The organism is Oricola indica (genome assembly GCF_965227485.1).
GTDB lineage: Bacteria > Pseudomonadota > Alphaproteobacteria > Rhizobiales > Rhizobiaceae > Oricola > Oricola indica.
Genome location: NZ_OZ245747.1, coordinates 1,510,895 through 1,528,424, shown reverse-complemented (window position 1 = coordinate 1,528,424; position 17,530 = coordinate 1,510,895). Strand labels below are relative to the sequence as shown.

Here is a 17,530-nt window from a genome sequence, read left to right as displayed (position 1 = left end):
CCCCCAAGGAGACAAACGATGCTGCTTCACCAGTTGCTGACCGACGGCGCGATGCGCCGCCCCGATCACACGGCTTTCCACTGGGTCGAACGAGAAAAATCGCTGACCTACGCGCAAGCGGTCGAGCAGGTTGAAGCTGCGGCCGGTGCGTTTCACGACCTCGGCGCGCGCAAGGGCGACCGCATTACGATCTTTGCCCACAACGGCATGGACTATCTGATTTCGATGTTCGCAGCATGGCGGATCGGCGCGATCTCGGCGCTCGTGAACGTCAAGTTCGCCGACGAGTTGGATTACTACTTCGCCGACCACACACCGACGCTTGTCGTCTACACCCATGACAAGATTGCCGAGGTGAAGGCGGCAGCCGAAGCATCGGGCGCTGTCAGGCATTTGATCTGCATGGACGGCAAGCAGGACGGCGCCTTGAGTTTTCCCGAACTGCTGGATGCCAAACTGCCGCCGCCGCCCGATCCCGGCGACGAGGCCGCGATAGCGCATCTGTCATATACATCCGGCACGACCGGACAGCCAAAGGGCGCGTGTCTTGCCCACGAACCGACACAGACCGCCAGCGCCGTGATCGGAGAACGGCTGCGCTATTCGCGCGATGACATCTCGTTCGGTCCGTCGGCGCTGTCGTCTTCCTACCAACTCGTCGCAAACGTCCTGCCGCCTCTGCGCAACAGCGCCACCTGCATCGTCATGAAGGACTGGACGCCGGAAGCCGGCTATGCGGCGGTCCGGAAAACCGGGGCGACGATTTTCGTCGGCAATCCTCCGGTCCTTGCGGATTTGCTCGAACAGTCCCGCGTTCATGGCGGCGCTCCCGCCACCCTGCGGATGTCGACGTCCGGCGGCGGTCCGGTGCCGCCGGCGCTCAAACGCGCCTGGCGTGACGAGCTCAAATTGCCTCTCGTCGAGAGCTACGGGCAAAGCGAGATCGGCGGCTTCTTTGCCCTGGCCGATCCGGTTCTTCCCGACGACGCGCATTTCGGCGCGGTCGGACGTCCGCTGCCCGACAAGGAAGTGCGCATTCTCGGCGCCGATGACCAGGAACTGCCGATCGGGCAACCGGGACAGGTCTGTCTGCGCGGCGGGTTCATGACGGGCTACTGGGGCAAGCCGGACAAGACAGCGGAAACGCTGAGCGGCGGCTGGCTGCACTCCGGCGACGTCGGCCAAATGTCGGCGGAGGGCTACCTGACCATGCGCGGACGGGCGTCCGAACTGTTGCGCGTGGGCGGCGAAACCTGGTTCCCGCGCGATATCGAGGAAGCCATGATGCTTATCGAGGGCATTCGCGACGCGGCGGTCGTCGGACTGGACGATGGCGACGGCGGCCATCGCCCGATTGCATTTGTGACCGGTCCGGGAAAGATCGATATGGCACAAACCCTGGCGGGTGTTGCCGACAAGACGCCCTATGATCTTTCGACACTGGAAATTCGCCAGATCGACGAGTTCCCCATGACGCCGACCGGCAAGATCGCCAAGGCAACGCTGCGCGATCAGGCCGCAGCCAGCAACTGAAACAGACGGGAGCGAGAGAATGCAGCGCAATATCGCACAACTGACATGGCCGGAAGTCGAGGCGCTCGACTTGTCCAAGGACGGCGCCCTGGTGCTGCCGATCGGCTCGATCGAACAGCATGGCCCGCATCTTTCCACCGACTGCGATCTCGTCTTTTCCGAGAACTTCCTGGAAATGGCCCTGGCGCGACTTGCGCCGGAGACGAAGGTCTGGCGTCTGCCGATGCTGCCGATCTCGAAATCCAATGAGCATGTCGGATTTCCCGGCACATGGTATCTGTCGGCCCAGACCTTCATGGCTGTCATCTCGGACATCGCTCGCAGCGCCCGCAACAACGGCTTCCGCCGGCTTGTCCTGTGGAACTGCCATGGCGGCAACCGGGCACTGCTTGAGGTCCTTGCGCGCGACATTCGTATCGAGACAGGCCTGATGACATTTCAAGTCTTTGCCTCGGGTGCCATGCCCGATCCCTTGCCGCCGCTCGATCCCCGCGAGCCGGCCTACGGCATCCATGCCGGCGAATGGGAAACAAGCCTGATGCTGGCGGTTTCACCCGACCGCGTGCGGACGGAAAAGCTTGATTGCGCATTTCCCGATTTTCAGTCCGAAACCCTGGCATTGGAGATGACAGGGGCCACGATTGGATGGAAGACGGATGATTTCCAGCAAACGGGCACATGGGGAGATGCAACCGGGGCAACCGCCGAACGGGGCGCTCAACGGCTCGAACCGCTGATCGAGCGCCTTGCCAGCATCCTGACAGAGATTTCGACATTCGAAGTTGGGGCGACGAATTCCTGACCGGTTCGTCGATGATACGCGAAAGTCCGGTTTTCGGGTGTCGATCAGTTAGGCCGCAGAGTCGCCCGGCGTCAGGCTTCCCGAAGCAAATGCAGTCAAGACGACTTGACCATACCGAGCGCACGCGCACTCAAGCATCCGTGCGCATTCTCAATGGCCTCAGTCGACTCTTGTCACCGATTGGCGTTCAACCAGTTCGCATTCGACCTTGATCTGGTTGGGGCCCGCATCGAGCCCGCCGGCGAGATCGACGAGCATCTCGACGGCGATCTCGCCCATCTCGTAATGCGGCAGCACGAGAGTGGTGAGCGGCGGATGCGTGAATTGGGCGATCGGGCGGTCGTCGAATCCGATGACGGCAATGTCGTCGGGGACTTTGTATCCCTTTTCGTTGAGGGCTTCGATGCAACCAAGCGCCATCATGTCGTTGGCGCAGAAGATCGCGTCCGGCGGATTTTCCAGTTCCATGAGCTCAAGGGTGCAGTCATAGCCGGTGGACGGCTCCCAGTTGCCCCAGCGAACAAGCGAGGCATCGAATGGAATGTCGTTGCTCGCCAGGGCCTGTTTGTAGCCCTTGAGGCGATCGCGTGACGCGTCGATGCCCTGCTGGCCGTTGATCAGCCCGATGCGCTTGCGGCCCGCGACCAGAAGCCTTTCGGTCGCGACCCGGCCGCCGAGCAGGTCTCCGGGCAGGACCGAAGGAAGACTCCGTTTGGAATCGTAGCAGTTCAGCAGCACGGCACGGCTTTTTTCGACAGCGGGCGGCAGTTCCACGAGACGCGTCAGAATCGTGCCGTAGATGACGCCCATCGCGGGGATCTGGCTCATTTGATTGACGATCGCCGTTTCGGCATCGACATCGCCATGGCTCACGGTCAGGTAAACGTTGATCCCGTATTCGAGCGCCTTGTCGCGCGCGCCCTCGAATGCCAGCGTCATCCAGGGATCGGTCGAAACCTCGTCCGCGATGAAAAGGATCGTGGAATGACCGCCGGGTGCGGCAACCGTGCCCCTTCGGACGAATTTGTAGCCGAGTTTCTGTGCCGCGTCGCGAACGCGGCGACGCGTGGCTTCGGTCAGTTTCGCGCCGGGACTCCCGTTGAGGACGAGCGATACGGTGGCCTGCGAAACGCCGGCCATCGCGGCGACATCCATCATCGTGGGCCGGCCCGACGCCCCGTGACGATCTTTTTCAGATTTCAATTTGAAGTGCCTCTGCAGCGGCGACAGTGAAATTCATTGCGCTGGTCGCTAGCAACCGGCTCGAAAAAAAGCAAACTCGAAGCACTCCCGGACCTCCATCTGTTTCTTTTTTTGGCGCGTCAAACCCGCGCGTTTGAGCGATTCCGTCTCCGGCAACGCCAGTCCCGATGCGGATGGCGCCGTGCCGGGTTGTGCCCGCCCCGGCCCAGCCATTCATACTTGACTAATTATTATTAGTAAATATTATTGATCGCCTTGGGAGGATCATTAATGAGGCTGCTGATCACCGGCGCCACCGGCAAGGTAGGGCGTAATTTCCTGGATCGCGTTCTTTCGGACGAGACCTTCGCCGGCTGGAGCCTCCGGGTGATTTGTCACAACCGCTCGATCGAACCTTCGGACCGCATCGAGATCGTGCAGGGCTCTTTTGCGGATCCGGATACGGTCAGAAGGTCCATGCAGGGCGTGACGCATGTGCTCCACATGGCCGCGGTGAAGGAGTCACCGGATCTCGCCATCGACGTCGCGATCAAGGGCATGTTCCTCCTGCTGGAAGGCGCCCGCGCCTCCTCGACACTGGAACAATTCATCCTGATCAGCGGCGACTGCGCTGTCGGGCATATCTTCCACGAATACGATGCGCCGATTACCGAGACCTCTCCGCGAAGAGCCTATGAGGGCTGCTACGCGCTGACCAAGGTCCTCGAAGAGGTGATGGTCGAGCAGTACCAGGTTCAATACGACCTCAATGGCTGCGTGCTGCGCGCGCCCTGGATCATGGAAAAGGATGATTTCCGTTTCGCGCTGTCGCTTGGCGATGACCAGTTCGGCGGTCCGCCATGGGCTGATCTGATCGGCGAAACGCGGGCGGCGGACGGCTTCCGCAAAGGGGCCGTACCGCTGATGCTATCCGCATCCGGCGCGCCGCTGAAACGCAATTTCGTGCATGTGGACGACCTCGTTTCGGCGATCACCGCCGCGATCGGCAATCCGTCCGCCCGGCAGTCGCTGTTCAACATCGCGATGAACGAGCCCGTCGATTACGGCGCGGTCGCCGCCTACCTCGCGAAAACACGGAACATGGAAGCGTTAAGCGTTCCGACGCCGTTTCACAGCAACTGGCTGGACAATTCCAAGGCGCGCCACCTGCTCGGATGGCGCCCGAAAGTGGATTTCGAGGACCTCATCGAGCGCGCGTGGGCCTATCAGCGCGCGCCCGACGAGCCTCGGAAGATCTGGTACCCGGGGTAAGGTGCGCCGGACCAGCAGATTGTGGGAGGAAAACCATGAAACACAAACTTCTCTATGCACTGGCTTCGGCCATGATTCTGGTCACGGGTGCGTCCCATGCCCAGGATAAAAAGACCCTCGCGATCGTCGTGAAGGGCCTCGACAACCCCTTCTTCGAGCAGATCAATCTCGGCTGCCAGGAATGGATGAAGAACAATCCGGATTCCGAGTATGAGTGCATTTACACCGGTCCGGCATCCAGCACCGACGAAGCCGGCGAAGTGCAGATCGTCGACGATCTTCTGACCCGCGGCGTCGCGGCGATTGCCATCTCGCCGTCCAATGCGCCGGCAATGGCCAACCGCATTCGCCAGATCGCGCCGGATGTGCCGGTGATGACCATCGACGCGGACTTCCTCGAGCAGGACCGCGACCTGCGCGCCACCTATCTCGGCACCGACAACTACCTGATGGGCGTCAAGATGGCCGAGCAGGCAGCCATGCTGAAGCCGGATGGCGGCTCCGTCTGCCTGCAGCTCGGCAACGTCGCGGCCGATAACATCAATGCCCGCGCGCAGGGCTTCCGCGACACCGCTGGCGGTGAAAAAGGGATCGATCGGCTGGACGGCCAGAACGGCTGGACCGAAATCGAAGGCTGCCCGGTCTTCACCAATGACCAGGCCGACCTCGCCAACCAGCAGATGGCCGACACCTTCACCGCCAACCCTGATCTCGACGCATTCATCCTGATCGGCGGCTGGGCTCAGTTCGCACCGCAGGCTTACGCCCAGGTGACGGACCAGGTCATGGACAAGCTGAAGTCGAAAGAACTGATCATCATCGCCGGCGACACACTGCCGCCGCAGACGCAGGCATTCCGCGACGGACGCAGCCATTCGCAGGTCGGTCAACGCCCCTTCGAAATGGGCCTCCGCGGGCCGGACGTCATGATCCAGCTGATCAATGGCGAGCAGGTCGACGATCCGCTCTACACGGGCCTCGACGTCTGCAACCTGGAAGACGCAGGCTTCTGCGCTGACAACTAGGCGATAGCCACCACACCATTGCCGGGCCCGGAAACGGGCCCGGCATTTTCCTGCATACAAAGGGACTCATACAAAGATGACCGCACGAAAGATCAACTGGGGCATATTGTCGACGGCCAGCATCGGCACCGAGAAAGTTATTCCCGCCATGCGGAAATCGGTGTCGTCCAACGTGCTGGGGATCGCTTCGCGCAGCCCGGAACGCGCCGCCCAGGCAGCGGAAAGGCTCGGCATTCCAAAAAGCTATGGCTCCTATGAAGACATGCTGGCGGATGCGGACATCGACGCGATCTACAACCCGCTTCCCAATGACCTGCATGTCGAATGGACGCTGAAGGCCGCGCGGGCAGGCAAGCACGTGCTTTGCGAGAAGCCGGTCGGCCTGAATGCCGATGATGCGCTCAAGCTTCGCGACGCGCCGGACGGCGTTCTGATCGCGGAAGGTTTCATGATCCGCCATCACCCGCAATGGCTCCGCCTGCGCGAGATGGCGCGGTCCGGAGAACTCGGAGACGTGCGCGCCACGCAGGCCGCGTTCAGCTATTTCAACGACGATCCCGGCGACATACGCAACAAGCCGGAAAACGGCGGCGGCGCCATGCTGGATATCGGATGCTATCCGATCACGGGCGCCCGCTTTGTTTTCGACGCGGAGCCGCGTCGCGTCGTTTCGCTGATCGATCGCGATCCCAACTTCCGCACGGATCGCCTTGTCGGCGCGATCTGCGATTTCGGAGACGGACGGCTACTGACCTTCCAGGCCTCCACGCAACTGGTTCCCTTCCAGACATTCCAGGTTTTCGGCACGAAGGCCCGCGCGGAGATCCTCATTCCATTCAATGCGCCGCAAGGCGAGAAGACGACGATCGTCATCGACGACGGAGCCAGCCTCGACGCAAGCGCGGCCCGTCGCGAAACCCTGCCCTCATGCGACCAGTATGCCGAGCAGGCGGAAGCGTTTGCCCAGTCGATACTGACCGGCACCCCCGCACCCTACGGCGTCGGCGACGCAATCGCATCGATGCGGGTACTCGACGCCATGTTCGAAAGCGAGCGAACCGGAGGCTGGGTCAGCCTGTAACCGCAGTCGTTCGCCGGAGCAGTTTTGCCCGTGGCAAATGACAGGGACGCTTGATTAATATCATTATTTATATTATCAATTATAAATTGTGCAGCCGCTCCAATCGAGCGGCTCCGTAAAAAGGGAGGATGATATGAATTTCACGAAAACACTGATCGCAGCCAGCGTAGGTGCGCTGCTTGCGAGCGGCGCCGCCGCGCAGGAAAAGAAGCAGCTCGCGTTCGTCGTCAACGCCGCATCGGATTTCTGGAAACTGGCCGAAGCCGGCGTCAACGCGGCGCAGGCGGAACTGCCGGATTACGAGCTGCAATTCCGCTATCCCGCCCAGGGTACAGCCGCGTTGCAGAACGCGCTGATGGACGACCTTGTGGCCGCAGGCACCGACGCGATCATGATCTCGTCCGCCGATCCGAAGAACTCGATCGACGCGTTCAATCGCATCGCCGCGCAGGTTCCGCTGTTCACCACGGATAGCGACGCTCCGCAGAGCGACCGTATCGCCTATCTCGGCTCGTCGAACACGGCCGCCGGTATCCAGGCGGGCGAAATCGCCATCGATGCAATGCCGGACGGCGGCAAATGCATGGGCTTCGTCGGATTCCTTGGCGCGGATAACGCCATTGAGCGCATCGCCGGTTTCCGGCAGGCCGTCGAAGGCAAGGGCATCGAACTCGTCGACGTCCGCGGTGACGATGTCGATTTCGCCCGCGCCCGCGCCAATGTGGACGACGTGCTGGCCGCGAATCCGGACATCGACTGCATGGTCGGCTTCTATTCCTACAACCCGCCCAAAATCTACGAGTCGCTTCAGGCAAACGGCAAGCTGGGAGAGATCACGGTCATCGCTTTCGACGAGGACCCGATCACGCTGGGCGCCGTTCGCGAGGGCAGCTTTGCCGGCACCGTCGTGCAGGATCCCTACCAGTGGGGCTACCAGGGCATGCACCTGATGGCTGACTACCTTGAGGGCGACAAGTCGGGCGTTCCGGCCGATGGCCTGATCATCGTTCCGACGAAGATCATCGACCAGAGCAATGTCGATGCCTTCGAAGCCGAGCTGAAAGAGCGCATCAACGGCTAAGCCCTCCCGGGCTCGCGAGTGGGTGATCCCTGATTGCCCGCTCGCAATTTTCCGACTGTACTGGGAATATTCTGAACATGAGCGGGCCTCAGGAACTCGGCCTTCGCCTTCAGGGCATAACGAAGGTCTATCCCGGTGTTGTGGCGCTGAAAGATGTTTCGCTGAACATTTCGGCGGGGGAAGTCGTTGGCCTGATCGGCGAGAACGGGGCCGGCAAATCGACCATGATGAAGATCCTCGGCGGCGTCATCACGCCCACCGACGGGTCGATTTCCATCGATGGCAAGCTCTACCGGGGTCTTACCGTTGCCGAATCCCAGGCCGCGGGCATCGCTTTCGTTCACCAGGAACTGAACACTCTGGACAATCTCGATGTGGCCGCGAATGTTTTTCTCGGCCGCGAGAAAACGTGCGGCCGGTGGCGCCTGATCGACCGCAAGGCAATGCGCGACGCCGTGCAGCCGCTGCTTGACCGCGTCGGCGCCCAATTCGGGCCCGATATGCCGGTCGCGGCGCTGTCGCTCGCCGAGCAGCAACTGCTCGAGATCGCCAAGGCGCTCTCCATGGATGCGCGACTTGTCATCATGGACGAGCCCACTTCGAGCCTGACCATCTCCGAGACCAACAATCTTCTGAAAGTGATCGCCGACCTCAAGGCGCAGGGCATCGCCGTCGTGTTCATCTCGCACCGTCTCAGCGAGGTAGAGGAATGCGTGGACCGGATCGTCGTGCTGCGCGACGGACGGATCGCCGGTCGTCTCGCACGCGACGAGATCAGCAATGACGCGATGATAAGGCTGATGATCGGCCGCGATCTCAAGTCACTCTACACGCCGCCGGAGGCCCCGCCGGGCGAAGCGCTGTTGTCGGTGCGCGAGGTCAGAACGCAGGCCAAACCGGCAAACGCCGCGAATTTCGAGTTGCGCCGTGGCGAGATCCTCGGTGTCGCGGGACTGATCGGCGCGGGCCGCACGGAGCTTGCCGAAGCGATTTTCGGCGCCGGCGGAAAATTATCGGGAGAGGTCCGCGTGAATGGCGCGCCCCTCGACGCCGACAGCCCGGCCGATGCGATCAGGGCGGGACTGTATCTCGTTCCCGAGGACCGCAAGCGTACAGGGCTGATCCTGGAGTTTCCGATCTGTGAGAATGTCACAATGGCCAATCTGCGCTCCTGTCTGCGCAATGGCATTGTGTCCAGATCGCGGCAGATCGAAGTCTCCGAAGAACAGCGGAGCCGCTTGTCGATCAAGACGCCTGACGTGAGGAATGCCGCCCAGGCGATGTCGGGCGGCAACCAGCAGAAAGTCGTTCTCGCGAAATGGCTTTCGATGGACCCGAATGTGATCATTTTCGACGAGCCGACTCGCGGGATCGATGTCGGTTCCAAGTCGGAGATCTACAAATTGATGCGGGCGCTCGCCGACCGGGGTGTCGGCGTCATGATGATTTCAAGCGACATGGAGGAGGTGATCGGCGTGTCCGACCGGATCGTGGTGATGCGGGATGGCGGTATCAGCGGCGAATTGCAGCGTTCCGACTTTTCCGAGCACAATATCCTGACGCTTGCCGTGGGCAAGGCGTTGGAGGAGGCCTGAATCATGCAGAAAAAGGACCTCGGCCTTGCAATCCTGATCATTGTCGTCGGCGCGGTGGTCTATCTTCGCAATCCGCTCTTCCTGTCGCCGATCAACCTTGGAAACACGGCAAACCTCGTCGGGTTGTTCGGCATTTTCGCGATCGGACAGGGCTTCGTCATCATGACAGGCGGGATCGACCTCTCCGTCGGTTCGGTCATCGCGCTTCTGGGCGTCCTCTTCGTGGAGATGGTCGGAGGATACGCGGTGCCCTGGCCGGCAGCGGTCGCGATCACGATCGCGCTCGGAGCCCTGATCGGGCTGGCGCACGGGATCCTGATCACTCGGTTCAAGATGCAACCCTTTGTCGTGACCCTGTGCGGATTGCTGATTTATCGCGGCATCGCGCGCGGCTACACCTCCGAAGCCACAGCGGGATTTCCCTTCGGCGCGTCCTATCCGCAGCTGGAATGGCTTACCATCGGGCGCAGCTACGGGATCCCGCATTCCTTCATCGCGATGATCATCATCGCGGTCGTCATGTGGTTCGTGCTGCATCAGTCGGTCTTCGGCCGGCACCTCTATGCCGTCGGCAAGAATGACGAGGCGGCGCGGTTTTCCGGTATCCGCTCGGGCTTCGTGATCACCTCGGCCTATGTGATCTGTTCCGTCCTCGCGGCGGTCGCGGCGATCTATTTCGCGATGTTCACCAAGTCGGTGCAACCGTCGTCGCACGGCAATTTCTACGAGCTCTATGCGATTGCGGCCGCCGTGCTCGGCGGCTTCTCGCTGCGAGGCGGCGAAGGCTCGATCGTCGGCGTGGTGCTTGGCGCGGTGCTGCTCCAGGAATTGCAGAACCTCGTCAACCTTCTCGGCATCCCCTCGTCGCTGAACTTTGCGGTGATGGGAACCGTCATTCTCCTTGGTGTACTCGCCGACCAGCAACTTGCCGCCTATCGCGCGAAAAAGCGGGCGGCACAGGCCTTCGAAAGGCTGCAGTCAGAGAGGGCGGAGAGCTGATGACGCGAACAGAAACCGCACAGACAATCAGCGCCGCCAAGGGCGGGGACTGCTGGTGGAACGCCGCGGACATTTGGAGGAACAGCCGATGAGCGCGCTCGAACTCAGGAACATTTCCAAACATTTCGGCGCAATCCGTGCGCTCAACAACGTTTCCCTGACGATCGAGCCGGGAGAGGTCGTTGGGCTCATGGGGGACAACGGCGCCGGCAAATCGACGATGGTCAAGGTGATCGCGGGCAACTTCGCCCCGTCATCGGGGGACATCCTGATCAACGGATCGAAAGCCCATTTTCACAAGCCGCTCGATGCCCAGAAGGCCGGGATCGAAGTCGTCTATCAGGACCTCGCGATCTGCAACAACCTGTCGGCGGCCTCCAACGTCTTCCTCGGTCGGGAACCGGTGCGCCGCTTCGGGCCGATCCAGATCGTCGACTATGGCAAGATGCGGAGCCGCGCGGGCGAGCTGTTCGCCCGCCTGAAATCGGAGACGCGGCCGCGCGACGTGGTGCGCAGAATGTCCGGCGGGCAGCGCCAGGCCGTGGCGATCGCCCGTTCGCTTCTCACCGACGCCCGCATCATCCTGATGGACGAACCGACCGCCGCCATCTCGGTGCGGCAGGTGGCCGAAGTCCTGAACCTGATCCGCCAGCTCAGTGAGCACGGCATTGCGGTCGTGCTGATCAGCCACCGTATGCCCGACGTCTTCGAGGTTGCCGACAAGGTGGCCGTGCTGCGCCGCGGCGAACTCGTCGCCAGCAAACCGGCATCCAAATCCTCGCCCGAAGAGGTCACCGGCCTGATTACCGGCGCAATAGAAACCGCGTGAGCGCAAGGAGCCATGACATGACCAACGTGACCATTTCCGATGTCATCAACCGCTCCGAGCACCGTGGAGCGCTTTCGCGCATCACCGGCCAGCAGACCTTCTGGGTGTTCGTCGCGGCCGTGCTCGCCTGTCTCGCATTGACGTTGATGACGGACACATTCGCCACCGAACGCAACCTGTTCAACGTGACCCGCAACTTCGCCTTTGTGGGTATCGTCGCGCTCGGCATGACGGCGGTGATCGCTTCGGGAGGCATCGACCTGTCCGTCGGCTCGACGGTGGTCATCTCGGCCATGACCATCGGCGTGGTGATGTCGGCAGGCTGGCCGTTCTGGATCGGGGCGCTGGCGGCGCTCGGCGTGTCGCTGCTCGTGGGCGCCGTGAACGGCATCCTCATCGCCTATGCGAAGATGCCGCCATTCGTGGTGACGCTCGGAATGCTCTCGGTCGCCCGCAGCCTCGCCATGGTCCTGTCGAACAACAAGATGATCTACCAGTTCGGGCCCGACCATGATCTGCTGCTGTGGCTGGGCGGCGGTTCAACGCTCGGTCTGCCGCATCCGTTGATTATTCTCCTGATCCTCGCGGCGATCACTGCTTTCGCCTTCCGATGGCTGCGCTGGGGACAGCATCTCTTCGCGCTCGGCGGAAATGAACAGGCCGCGCGGCTGACCGGTATCGCGGTCAACCGGCTCAAGGTCAGCGTCTACATGTTCTCGGCGCTGATGGCCGGCATCACCGGCATACTGGAAGTGGGCTGGCTTGGCGGCGTCACGACCAATCTCGGCCAGGCGATGGAACTGACGGTGATCGCCGCGGCCGTCATCGGCGGCGCCAACCTTGCCGGCGGCACCGGCACGGCCTTCGGCGCGGTGATCGGTGCGCTGCTGATCGAGGTGATCCGCAACAGCCTGATCCTGCTTGGCATCAGCACGTTCTGGCAGGGCACGTTCGTCGGGTCCTTCATCGTGATCGCGGTTGCCTTCGATCGTATCCGCCAGGCACGAAGCTCCGAGTAGTCATCTGGCCGGAAGGATCGAACCACAGGCGCATCTGGGCGCGGCGGCAATCGGCTTCCGAGAGATGCCGCTCAATCGGGCACGCCCAGCAGGCCACGATCGGCGAGGTTGCGCATGAGAGCCCGGGTTCCGAAATTCCATTCCGGGCATTCGGTCGACAAGCGAACCGTGTTGACCAACTGTCCAAGCCCCGGCGAAGTGATCGTGACCACATCGCCAAGCTTGTGCGTAAAGCCCTCGCCCGGAGCGTCCCGATCCTGCACCGGCGCGAAAAGCGTGCCCAGGAAGAGCACCAATCCGTCCGGATACTGGTGGTGGCGGCCGATGGTCTGGCGGACGAGATCCTCGGGATCGCGGCTGATTTCGCGCATCGACGAATGCCCCTTCATCTCGAAACCGTCTTCGCCCACGACCGTCATGTCGAGTTCCGCGGCCCGCACGTCGTCGAGCGTGAACCCGTCGTCGAACAGCCGGATCATCGGTCCGATGGCGCAACTCGCATTGTTGTCCTTGGCCTTGGAAAGAAGCAGCGCCGAGCGCCCCTCGACATCACGCAGATTGACGTCGTTGCCAAGCGTCGCCCCCACGATGCGCCCCCGCGATGACACGGCAAGAACGATTTCCGGTTCGGGGTTATTCCATTTCGACACCGGATGCAGGCCGACATCGGCCCCCGGCCCGACTGAAGACAGCACTTGCGCCTTGGAGAACACTTCCGCGTCAGGCCCGATGCCCACTTCGAGATACTGGCTCCACAGCCCTTCCGCCTTCAAAGCCGCTTTGACGGCGTCAGCCTCCGGCGAGCCCGCTTTCACGTTACGCAGGCTGCCGCCGATCGCGGCGCCTACACGCAAGCGTATCTCCTGCGCCTTCGAGGGATCGCCTGCCGCCTTCTCCTCGATCACTCTTTCGACCATGGAAGACGCGAAGGTAACGCCGCAGGCCTTCACCGCCTGCAGGTCGCACGGCGCAAGAAAATGGGCGCGCGACATGTCGCCCGGCCTGTTTGCCGCGATCTCGTCAAGCGAACCGATCCGGTGGCCTGACGCGCCGGCGACCACGCCGGCGGGATCCTCCATGTCGAGGACATCCGAGACCAGCGGGGTCTCCCGGGAGGTGATGTCAACAACGTCCCCGTCGCGAATGGTGACGAGGGCGGGTCCCCCCGCCTCCGGCGACCAGACCCTGCCCAGGAAGAGACCGTCCTTGTCTCGCTCGTCAGGAAAAAAACTCATAATCACTCCTCCCTCTCTGTCCGTCGCGCAAATCGCGGGCCTGAAAACCGCCCGGCGGCAGTCTGGTTGGACAAATAGGCGGCATTATCGCTTATCGTCAACTGTTCGGCGCACGGGCCGATGGCATTTCAATGCCGGAAAAGCACCCCAAAATGCCGCTTATCCCCGAATATGCAGTGTTTTTTGCCGCTATCGTGCCACCAGTTTTGTTGACTCAAGGCCAAGATCGACTTACGAGTCTTGGTCCAACAAATACAGCGAATTCCAGATTGAATTCACGAGACGGGTGAGAATGGCTGACAACCGGAACGATATCGACCTGGCGCCGAGCGCCTCGCCGGAGACCGGTTCGGCCGTCGATATTGTCGTAAGGCAGTTGCGCACATTGATCTCGGAGGAAGGGCTGAAAGTCGGCGATAGCCTTCCCACCGAACGCGAACTTTGCGCGCGCTTTGACGCCAGCCGCAACACGGTGCGCGAGGCGATGCGCATCCTCAAGGCCTATGGCCTCGTGGAGGTGCGCCCCAAGATCGGCGCAACGATTACCGACAACAGGATGGCGCGCGCCTTCGAGCTCTTCTCGTTCAACACGATGGAAGTGTCGCGCAAGTCCTTCACCGACGTTCAGGCATTCCGCGATCTGATCGAGGTGCGCTCAGCCGACCGCATCTTCGAGGAACTGCAGGAAAAGGATCTCGCGGAACTGCGCGAGATAAATGCGAACCTGGCCGATATCCGCGACATCCAGGAAGCGTCGGAAGTGGACTATGGCTTCCATGTCCGGCTGATCTCCATTCTCGGAAACAACGCGATCCTCGACGTCTATTCGGTGATGAAGCCGATCATTCTGCGCATCATGCAGAAGGGCAAAACGCGCCGCACCTTCATGACGGAAACATATGACGAGCATGAAGGCGTCATCGACGCGATGGCCGCCCGGGACCGGCTCGCATTCGAGTACAGGCTGAGAAACCACCTGATGGTGGGCTTCAAGAACTTCAGCGAGGACATGGAGGAGAAGGCCTGAGGCCCTCGCTGGGCCGCAGCACTGTGGAGACGGGCCGCGCCAACCCGTCACGAAGATCCAGAATCGGCGCGATCAATGGGAGGAAATACCATGAGACATTTACTGAAATGCACGACCGCCCTTGCGGCGCTCGCCATGTCGGCGCAGCTCGCGATGGCCGGACCGGAGACGGTTTCGGGCCCTGGCGTTAATCCGGAATGCTTCGCCCCGTGGGACGCGGATACGAAGTTCTTCCAGTGGGAAGCCAAGGCAGGGCCGTATCGCGTCGCCATCGTCAACGGCTTCGTGGGCAATACGTGGCGCATCCAGATGATCAAGACCGCCAAGGCCTATGCCGAGGATCCGGCGATCAAGGACAAGATTTCCGAACTCAAGGTCGTCTCGACCGGCACCGATGCGCCCGCTCAGCTCGGCGCCATCGAGGATTTCATCAACCAGGGCTTCGACGCCATCGTCACCATCGCGGTTTCGCCTGACGGCTTCGACCGCGTGATCCGCCTGGCGGACCGCAGCGACGTGGTGCTCGTTCCCTTCGACAATGTGCTCGACACCGACAAGGTGATGCAGGTCAACGAAGACCAGCTCAAGATGGGCCGCATGTGGGCGGAATTCGCGCTCGAGGAGCTGAAAGCAAAGGGCGTCACGTCGGGAAAAATCCTCGAAGTTCGCGGTCTGCCGGGCAACTCGGTCGACCGTGACCGCTCCATCGGCATCAACGAGGTCTTCGAGGCCGATGGCGGCGACTGGGAAATGGTTTCGGTTGTCGGCAACTGGGATGACGGCACGACCCAGAAGGTCGTCGCGGACGCCATCGCTGTTCACGGCCAGTTCGACGCCGTGGTCGGCCAGGGCGGCTCGAACGGCGTCATTCAGGCGCTCAAGGACGCAGGTCACCCCTGGGTACCGGTCGCCGGCGAATCCGAGAACGGATACCGCAAGGCAATCGCGCAGTATTCGGATGATGGCCTGAAGGGCATCTCGATCGGCCAGTCCCCGGGTCTCGTGGCGATTGCCATGAAAGCCGCGGTATCGGCACTCGAAGGCAATGTCATGCCGCAGCTCATCTCGGTGCCGCTGCCGGTGGCAACCTACAAGGACCTCGAGGACGGCAAGAACTTCTGGTCCGACCTGCCGGACAACTTCTTCACGGTCAACGAGTTCCCGCCCTGCGGCGTCAACATCTCCGGCCCCGCCATCATGGCGCAGGACGAGAGCGACGTGAAATAGGCGTCTTACGCGCATCAGCGGCCCCGGCGCATAGCCGGGGCCTTTACAACAATACGAAGTGGGCCCGGACACCGATCCGGTTGATCAAGCACGCATGACCGACGCCATTGTCGAATATCGCGGCATTTCGAAATACTTCGCCGGTATCCGAGCGTTGGAGAATGTCGATTTCGCCTGCAAACCGGGAACCGTACACGCCATTCTCGGCGAAAACGGCGCCGGGAAATCCACGCTCATCAAGATCATGTCCGGGGTGTTGCAACCCGATTCTGGCGAGATGCGGCTCGAAGGCAAACCTGTCGCCTTCGCGACGCCGCAAGCCGCCAACGAGGCCGGCATCGTCTGCATGTTTCAGGAATTGTCGCTCGTCCCGGACCTCTCGGTGGCCGACAACATTTCGATTTCCAGTCCGCCCCGACGCTTCGGACTGATCGACCGGCGCGCGCAGGTTCGGCGCGCGGAGGAACTTCTGGCGCGGGTGCGCTGCGAGGACGTCGATCCCAACGCCATGGTGCGCGAGCTTTCGCTTTCGCGGCGCCAGATGGTCGAGATCGCCAAGGCCCTGGGCAAATCGCCAAAAGTTCTGATCCTCGACGAGGCGACCTCGGCGTTGACGGCACGCGACGTCGGTACGGTCTACGACCTGCTTGCCGAGCTGAAGGAGAGTGGCGTCGCCAGCCTGTTCATCTCGCACCGCATGCATGAGGTGGACGCGCTGTGCGACACGCTTTCCGTTTTCCGAAACGGCCAGCACATCGAAACTTTCGCGAAAGGCGCCAAGAGCGAGCGGGAGATTGTCCAACTGATGATCGGTCGCGATGTCGAAGCGCAATTTCCGCCCAAGCCAAAGCCGGTCGCTCCCGAAGATTTGGGCGATCCGCTTCTCAAGGTCCGCGGGCTGTCCTGGCAGAACAGGCTCAACGGTATCGACCTGACCGTGCACCGGGGCGAGATCGTCGGCCTCGGCGGGCTGGATGGCCAGGGCCAGAAGGAACTGCTGCTGGCGCTTTTCGGCGTTTTGCGCGATGTCGAGGGCGAGGTCGTCATCGGCGGCAAGAAGGGCATCCCCTCCTCGCCGGCCGCCGCCAAGACCGCCACGACAAAGGTGGCGCTGGTCCCGGAAGACCGCAAGACAGAGGGGCTGATGCTCGGCATGCCGATCGCCGACAACCTGCTCGCCTCGTCGTTCCAGCGCATATCGCGCGGACCATTCATCGACCCGGCGCTGTCGCGACAAGCCATCGAGGATGGAATCTCGCGGCTTCAGATCAAGGCCGGGTCCGCATCCGACCCCGTCATGACGCTGTCGGGCGGCAATCAACAGAAAGTCGTTATCGCCAAGTGGCTCATGATCGATCCGGACATCGTCCTGCTGAACGATCCCACCCGCGGCATCGATGTCGGGACAAAACAGGAGATCTACCGGCTGATGAGAGACCTCGCCAACCAGGGCAAGGCGATCCTGTTCTATTCGTCCGATTACGCGGAACTGATCGGCTGCTGCGACCGGGTGTCGGTACTTTATTCGGGCCGCATCGTGGCCGAAAAACAGGGCGACGACATTACCGAAGAGAGCCTTGTCGCGGCATCGCTCAACATTGACGTCGAGGCGGCGTGATGCAT

Annotated in this window: 15 protein-coding genes; 13 read left to right on the top strand and 2 right to left on the bottom strand. The window is 61.9% G+C overall.

What is annotated here, in order from left to right; all coding sequences use genetic code 11:
* Nucleotides 1-18: 18 nt before the first annotated feature.
* Both ACQK2M_RS07755 and ACQK2M_RS07750 read left to right on the top strand, forming a co-directional pair.
* Nucleotides 19-1,533 (top strand): class I adenylate-forming enzyme family protein, encoded by a 1,515-nt coding sequence (locus ACQK2M_RS07755; RefSeq protein WP_425417310.1) that lies wholly within the window; start codon nt 19-21, stop codon nt 1,531-1,533.
* A 19-nt stretch (nt 1,534-1,552) separates the two neighbouring features.
* Nucleotides 1,553-2,335, top strand: a complete 783-nt coding sequence (locus tag ACQK2M_RS07750) for a creatininase family protein (RefSeq protein ID WP_425417309.1) — start codon at nt 1,553-1,555, stop codon at nt 2,333-2,335.
* Between the two features lie 159 nt (nt 2,336-2,494).
* Here ACQK2M_RS07750 and ACQK2M_RS07745 read toward each other — a convergent pair whose 3' ends face one another.
* Nucleotides 2,495-3,538 (bottom strand): LacI family DNA-binding transcriptional regulator, encoded by a 1,044-nt coding sequence (locus tag ACQK2M_RS07745; protein ID WP_425417308.1) that lies wholly within the window; start codon nt 3,536-3,538, stop codon nt 2,495-2,497.
* A gap of 270 nt (nt 3,539-3,808) precedes the next feature.
* Here ACQK2M_RS07745 and ACQK2M_RS07740 point away from each other — a divergent pair, with 270 nt between their 5' ends.
* The 8 genes from ACQK2M_RS07740 to ACQK2M_RS07705 all read left to right on the top strand — a co-directional run bounded on the left by ACQK2M_RS07740 (nt 3,809) and on the right by ACQK2M_RS07705 (nt 12,418).
* Entirely contained in the window at nt 3,809-4,789 is a 981-nt protein-coding gene (locus ACQK2M_RS07740) for an NAD-dependent epimerase/dehydratase family protein (protein ID WP_425417307.1), read from the top strand.
* A 35-nt stretch (nt 4,790-4,824) separates the two neighbouring features.
* Nucleotides 4,825-5,814, top strand: a complete 990-nt coding sequence (locus ACQK2M_RS07735) for a substrate-binding domain-containing protein (protein ID WP_425417306.1) — start codon at nt 4,825-4,827, stop codon at nt 5,812-5,814.
* A 76-nt stretch (nt 5,815-5,890) separates the two neighbouring features.
* Complete coding sequence (locus tag ACQK2M_RS07730; protein ID WP_425417305.1) at nt 5,891-6,895, top strand: Gfo/Idh/MocA family protein; 1,005 nt, start codon at nt 5,891-5,893, stop codon at nt 6,893-6,895.
* Between the two features lie 133 nt (nt 6,896-7,028).
* On the top strand, nt 7,029-7,976 hold the full coding sequence (locus tag ACQK2M_RS07725; protein ID WP_425417304.1) for a sugar-binding protein: 948 nt from the start codon (nt 7,029-7,031) through the stop codon (nt 7,974-7,976).
* A 77-nt stretch (nt 7,977-8,053) separates the two neighbouring features.
* A complete protein-coding gene (locus ACQK2M_RS07720) occupies nt 8,054-9,571 on the top strand; it encodes a sugar ABC transporter ATP-binding protein (RefSeq protein ID WP_425417303.1) in 1,518 nt (505 codons plus the stop codon).
* A gap of 3 nt (nt 9,572-9,574) precedes the next feature.
* Nucleotides 9,575-10,570 (top strand): ABC transporter permease, encoded by a 996-nt coding sequence (locus tag ACQK2M_RS07715; protein ID WP_425417302.1) that lies wholly within the window; start codon nt 9,575-9,577, stop codon nt 10,568-10,570.
* Nucleotides 10,571-10,658: 88 nt separating this feature from the next.
* Nucleotides 10,659-11,399 (top strand): ATP-binding cassette domain-containing protein, encoded by a 741-nt coding sequence (locus ACQK2M_RS07710; protein ID WP_223475896.1) that lies wholly within the window; start codon nt 10,659-10,661, stop codon nt 11,397-11,399.
* Between the two features lie 17 nt (nt 11,400-11,416).
* Entirely contained in the window at nt 11,417-12,418 is a 1,002-nt protein-coding gene (locus tag ACQK2M_RS07705) for an ABC transporter permease (protein WP_223475897.1), read from the top strand.
* Between the two features lie 71 nt (nt 12,419-12,489).
* Here the strand turns inward: ACQK2M_RS07705 and ACQK2M_RS07700 are convergent, their stop codons facing one another.
* Nucleotides 12,490-13,653 (bottom strand): fumarylacetoacetate hydrolase family protein, encoded by a 1,164-nt coding sequence (locus ACQK2M_RS07700; RefSeq protein WP_425417301.1) that lies wholly within the window; start codon nt 13,651-13,653, stop codon nt 12,490-12,492.
* 292 nt (nt 13,654-13,945) lie between these two features.
* On the opposite strand from ACQK2M_RS07700, the gene ACQK2M_RS07695 reads away from it, so the two are divergent.
* From ACQK2M_RS07695 to ACQK2M_RS07685, 3 genes are all read left to right on the top strand, one after another.
* Nucleotides 13,946-14,680, top strand: a complete 735-nt coding sequence (locus tag ACQK2M_RS07695) for a FadR/GntR family transcriptional regulator (protein WP_425417300.1) — start codon at nt 13,946-13,948, stop codon at nt 14,678-14,680.
* A 90-nt stretch (nt 14,681-14,770) separates the two neighbouring features.
* Entirely contained in the window at nt 14,771-15,907 is a 1,137-nt protein-coding gene (locus ACQK2M_RS07690) for a sugar ABC transporter substrate-binding protein (RefSeq protein WP_425417299.1), read from the top strand.
* Between the two features lie 94 nt (nt 15,908-16,001).
* Nucleotides 16,002-17,525 carry a sugar ABC transporter ATP-binding protein gene (locus tag ACQK2M_RS07685; RefSeq protein ID WP_425417298.1) on the top strand — a complete coding sequence of 508 codons (1,524 nt, stop codon included), beginning with the start codon at nt 16,002-16,004 and terminating at the stop codon, nt 17,523-17,525.
* Nucleotides 17,526-17,530 lie beyond the last annotated feature (5 nt).

What these genes read in the sequence shown, in the direction of transcription:
- ACQK2M_RS07755 (WP_425417310.1), top strand. Translation starts at nt 19, where the DNA reads ATGCTGCTTCACCAGTTGCTGACCGACGGCGCGATGCGCCGCCCCGAT.
- ACQK2M_RS07750 (WP_425417309.1), top strand. Translation starts at nt 1,553, where the DNA reads ATGCAGCGCAATATCGCACAACTGACATGGCCGGAAGTCGAGGCGCTC.
- ACQK2M_RS07740 (WP_425417307.1), top strand. Translation starts at nt 3,809, where the DNA reads ATGAGGCTGCTGATCACCGGCGCCACCGGCAAGGTAGGGCGTAATTTC.
- ACQK2M_RS07735 (WP_425417306.1), top strand. Translation starts at nt 4,825, where the DNA reads ATGAAACACAAACTTCTCTATGCACTGGCTTCGGCCATGATTCTGGTC.
- ACQK2M_RS07730 (WP_425417305.1), top strand. Translation starts at nt 5,891, where the DNA reads ATGACCGCACGAAAGATCAACTGGGGCATATTGTCGACGGCCAGCATC.
- ACQK2M_RS07725 (WP_425417304.1), top strand. Translation starts at nt 7,029, where the DNA reads ATGAATTTCACGAAAACACTGATCGCAGCCAGCGTAGGTGCGCTGCTT.
- ACQK2M_RS07720 (WP_425417303.1), top strand. Translation starts at nt 8,054, where the DNA reads ATGAGCGGGCCTCAGGAACTCGGCCTTCGCCTTCAGGGCATAACGAAG.
- ACQK2M_RS07715 (WP_425417302.1), top strand. Translation starts at nt 9,575, where the DNA reads ATGCAGAAAAAGGACCTCGGCCTTGCAATCCTGATCATTGTCGTCGGC.
- ACQK2M_RS07710 (WP_223475896.1), top strand. Translation starts at nt 10,659, where the DNA reads ATGAGCGCGCTCGAACTCAGGAACATTTCCAAACATTTCGGCGCAATC.
- ACQK2M_RS07705 (WP_223475897.1), top strand. Translation starts at nt 11,417, where the DNA reads ATGACCAACGTGACCATTTCCGATGTCATCAACCGCTCCGAGCACCGT.
- ACQK2M_RS07700 (WP_425417301.1), bottom strand. Translation starts at nt 13,653, where the DNA reads ATGAGTTTTTTTCCTGACGAGCGAGACAAGGACGGTCTCTTCCTGGGC.
- ACQK2M_RS07695 (WP_425417300.1), top strand. Translation starts at nt 13,946, where the DNA reads ATGGCTGACAACCGGAACGATATCGACCTGGCGCCGAGCGCCTCGCCG.
- ACQK2M_RS07690 (WP_425417299.1), top strand. Translation starts at nt 14,771, where the DNA reads ATGAGACATTTACTGAAATGCACGACCGCCCTTGCGGCGCTCGCCATG.
- ACQK2M_RS07685 (WP_425417298.1), top strand. Translation starts at nt 16,002, where the DNA reads ATGACCGACGCCATTGTCGAATATCGCGGCATTTCGAAATACTTCGCC.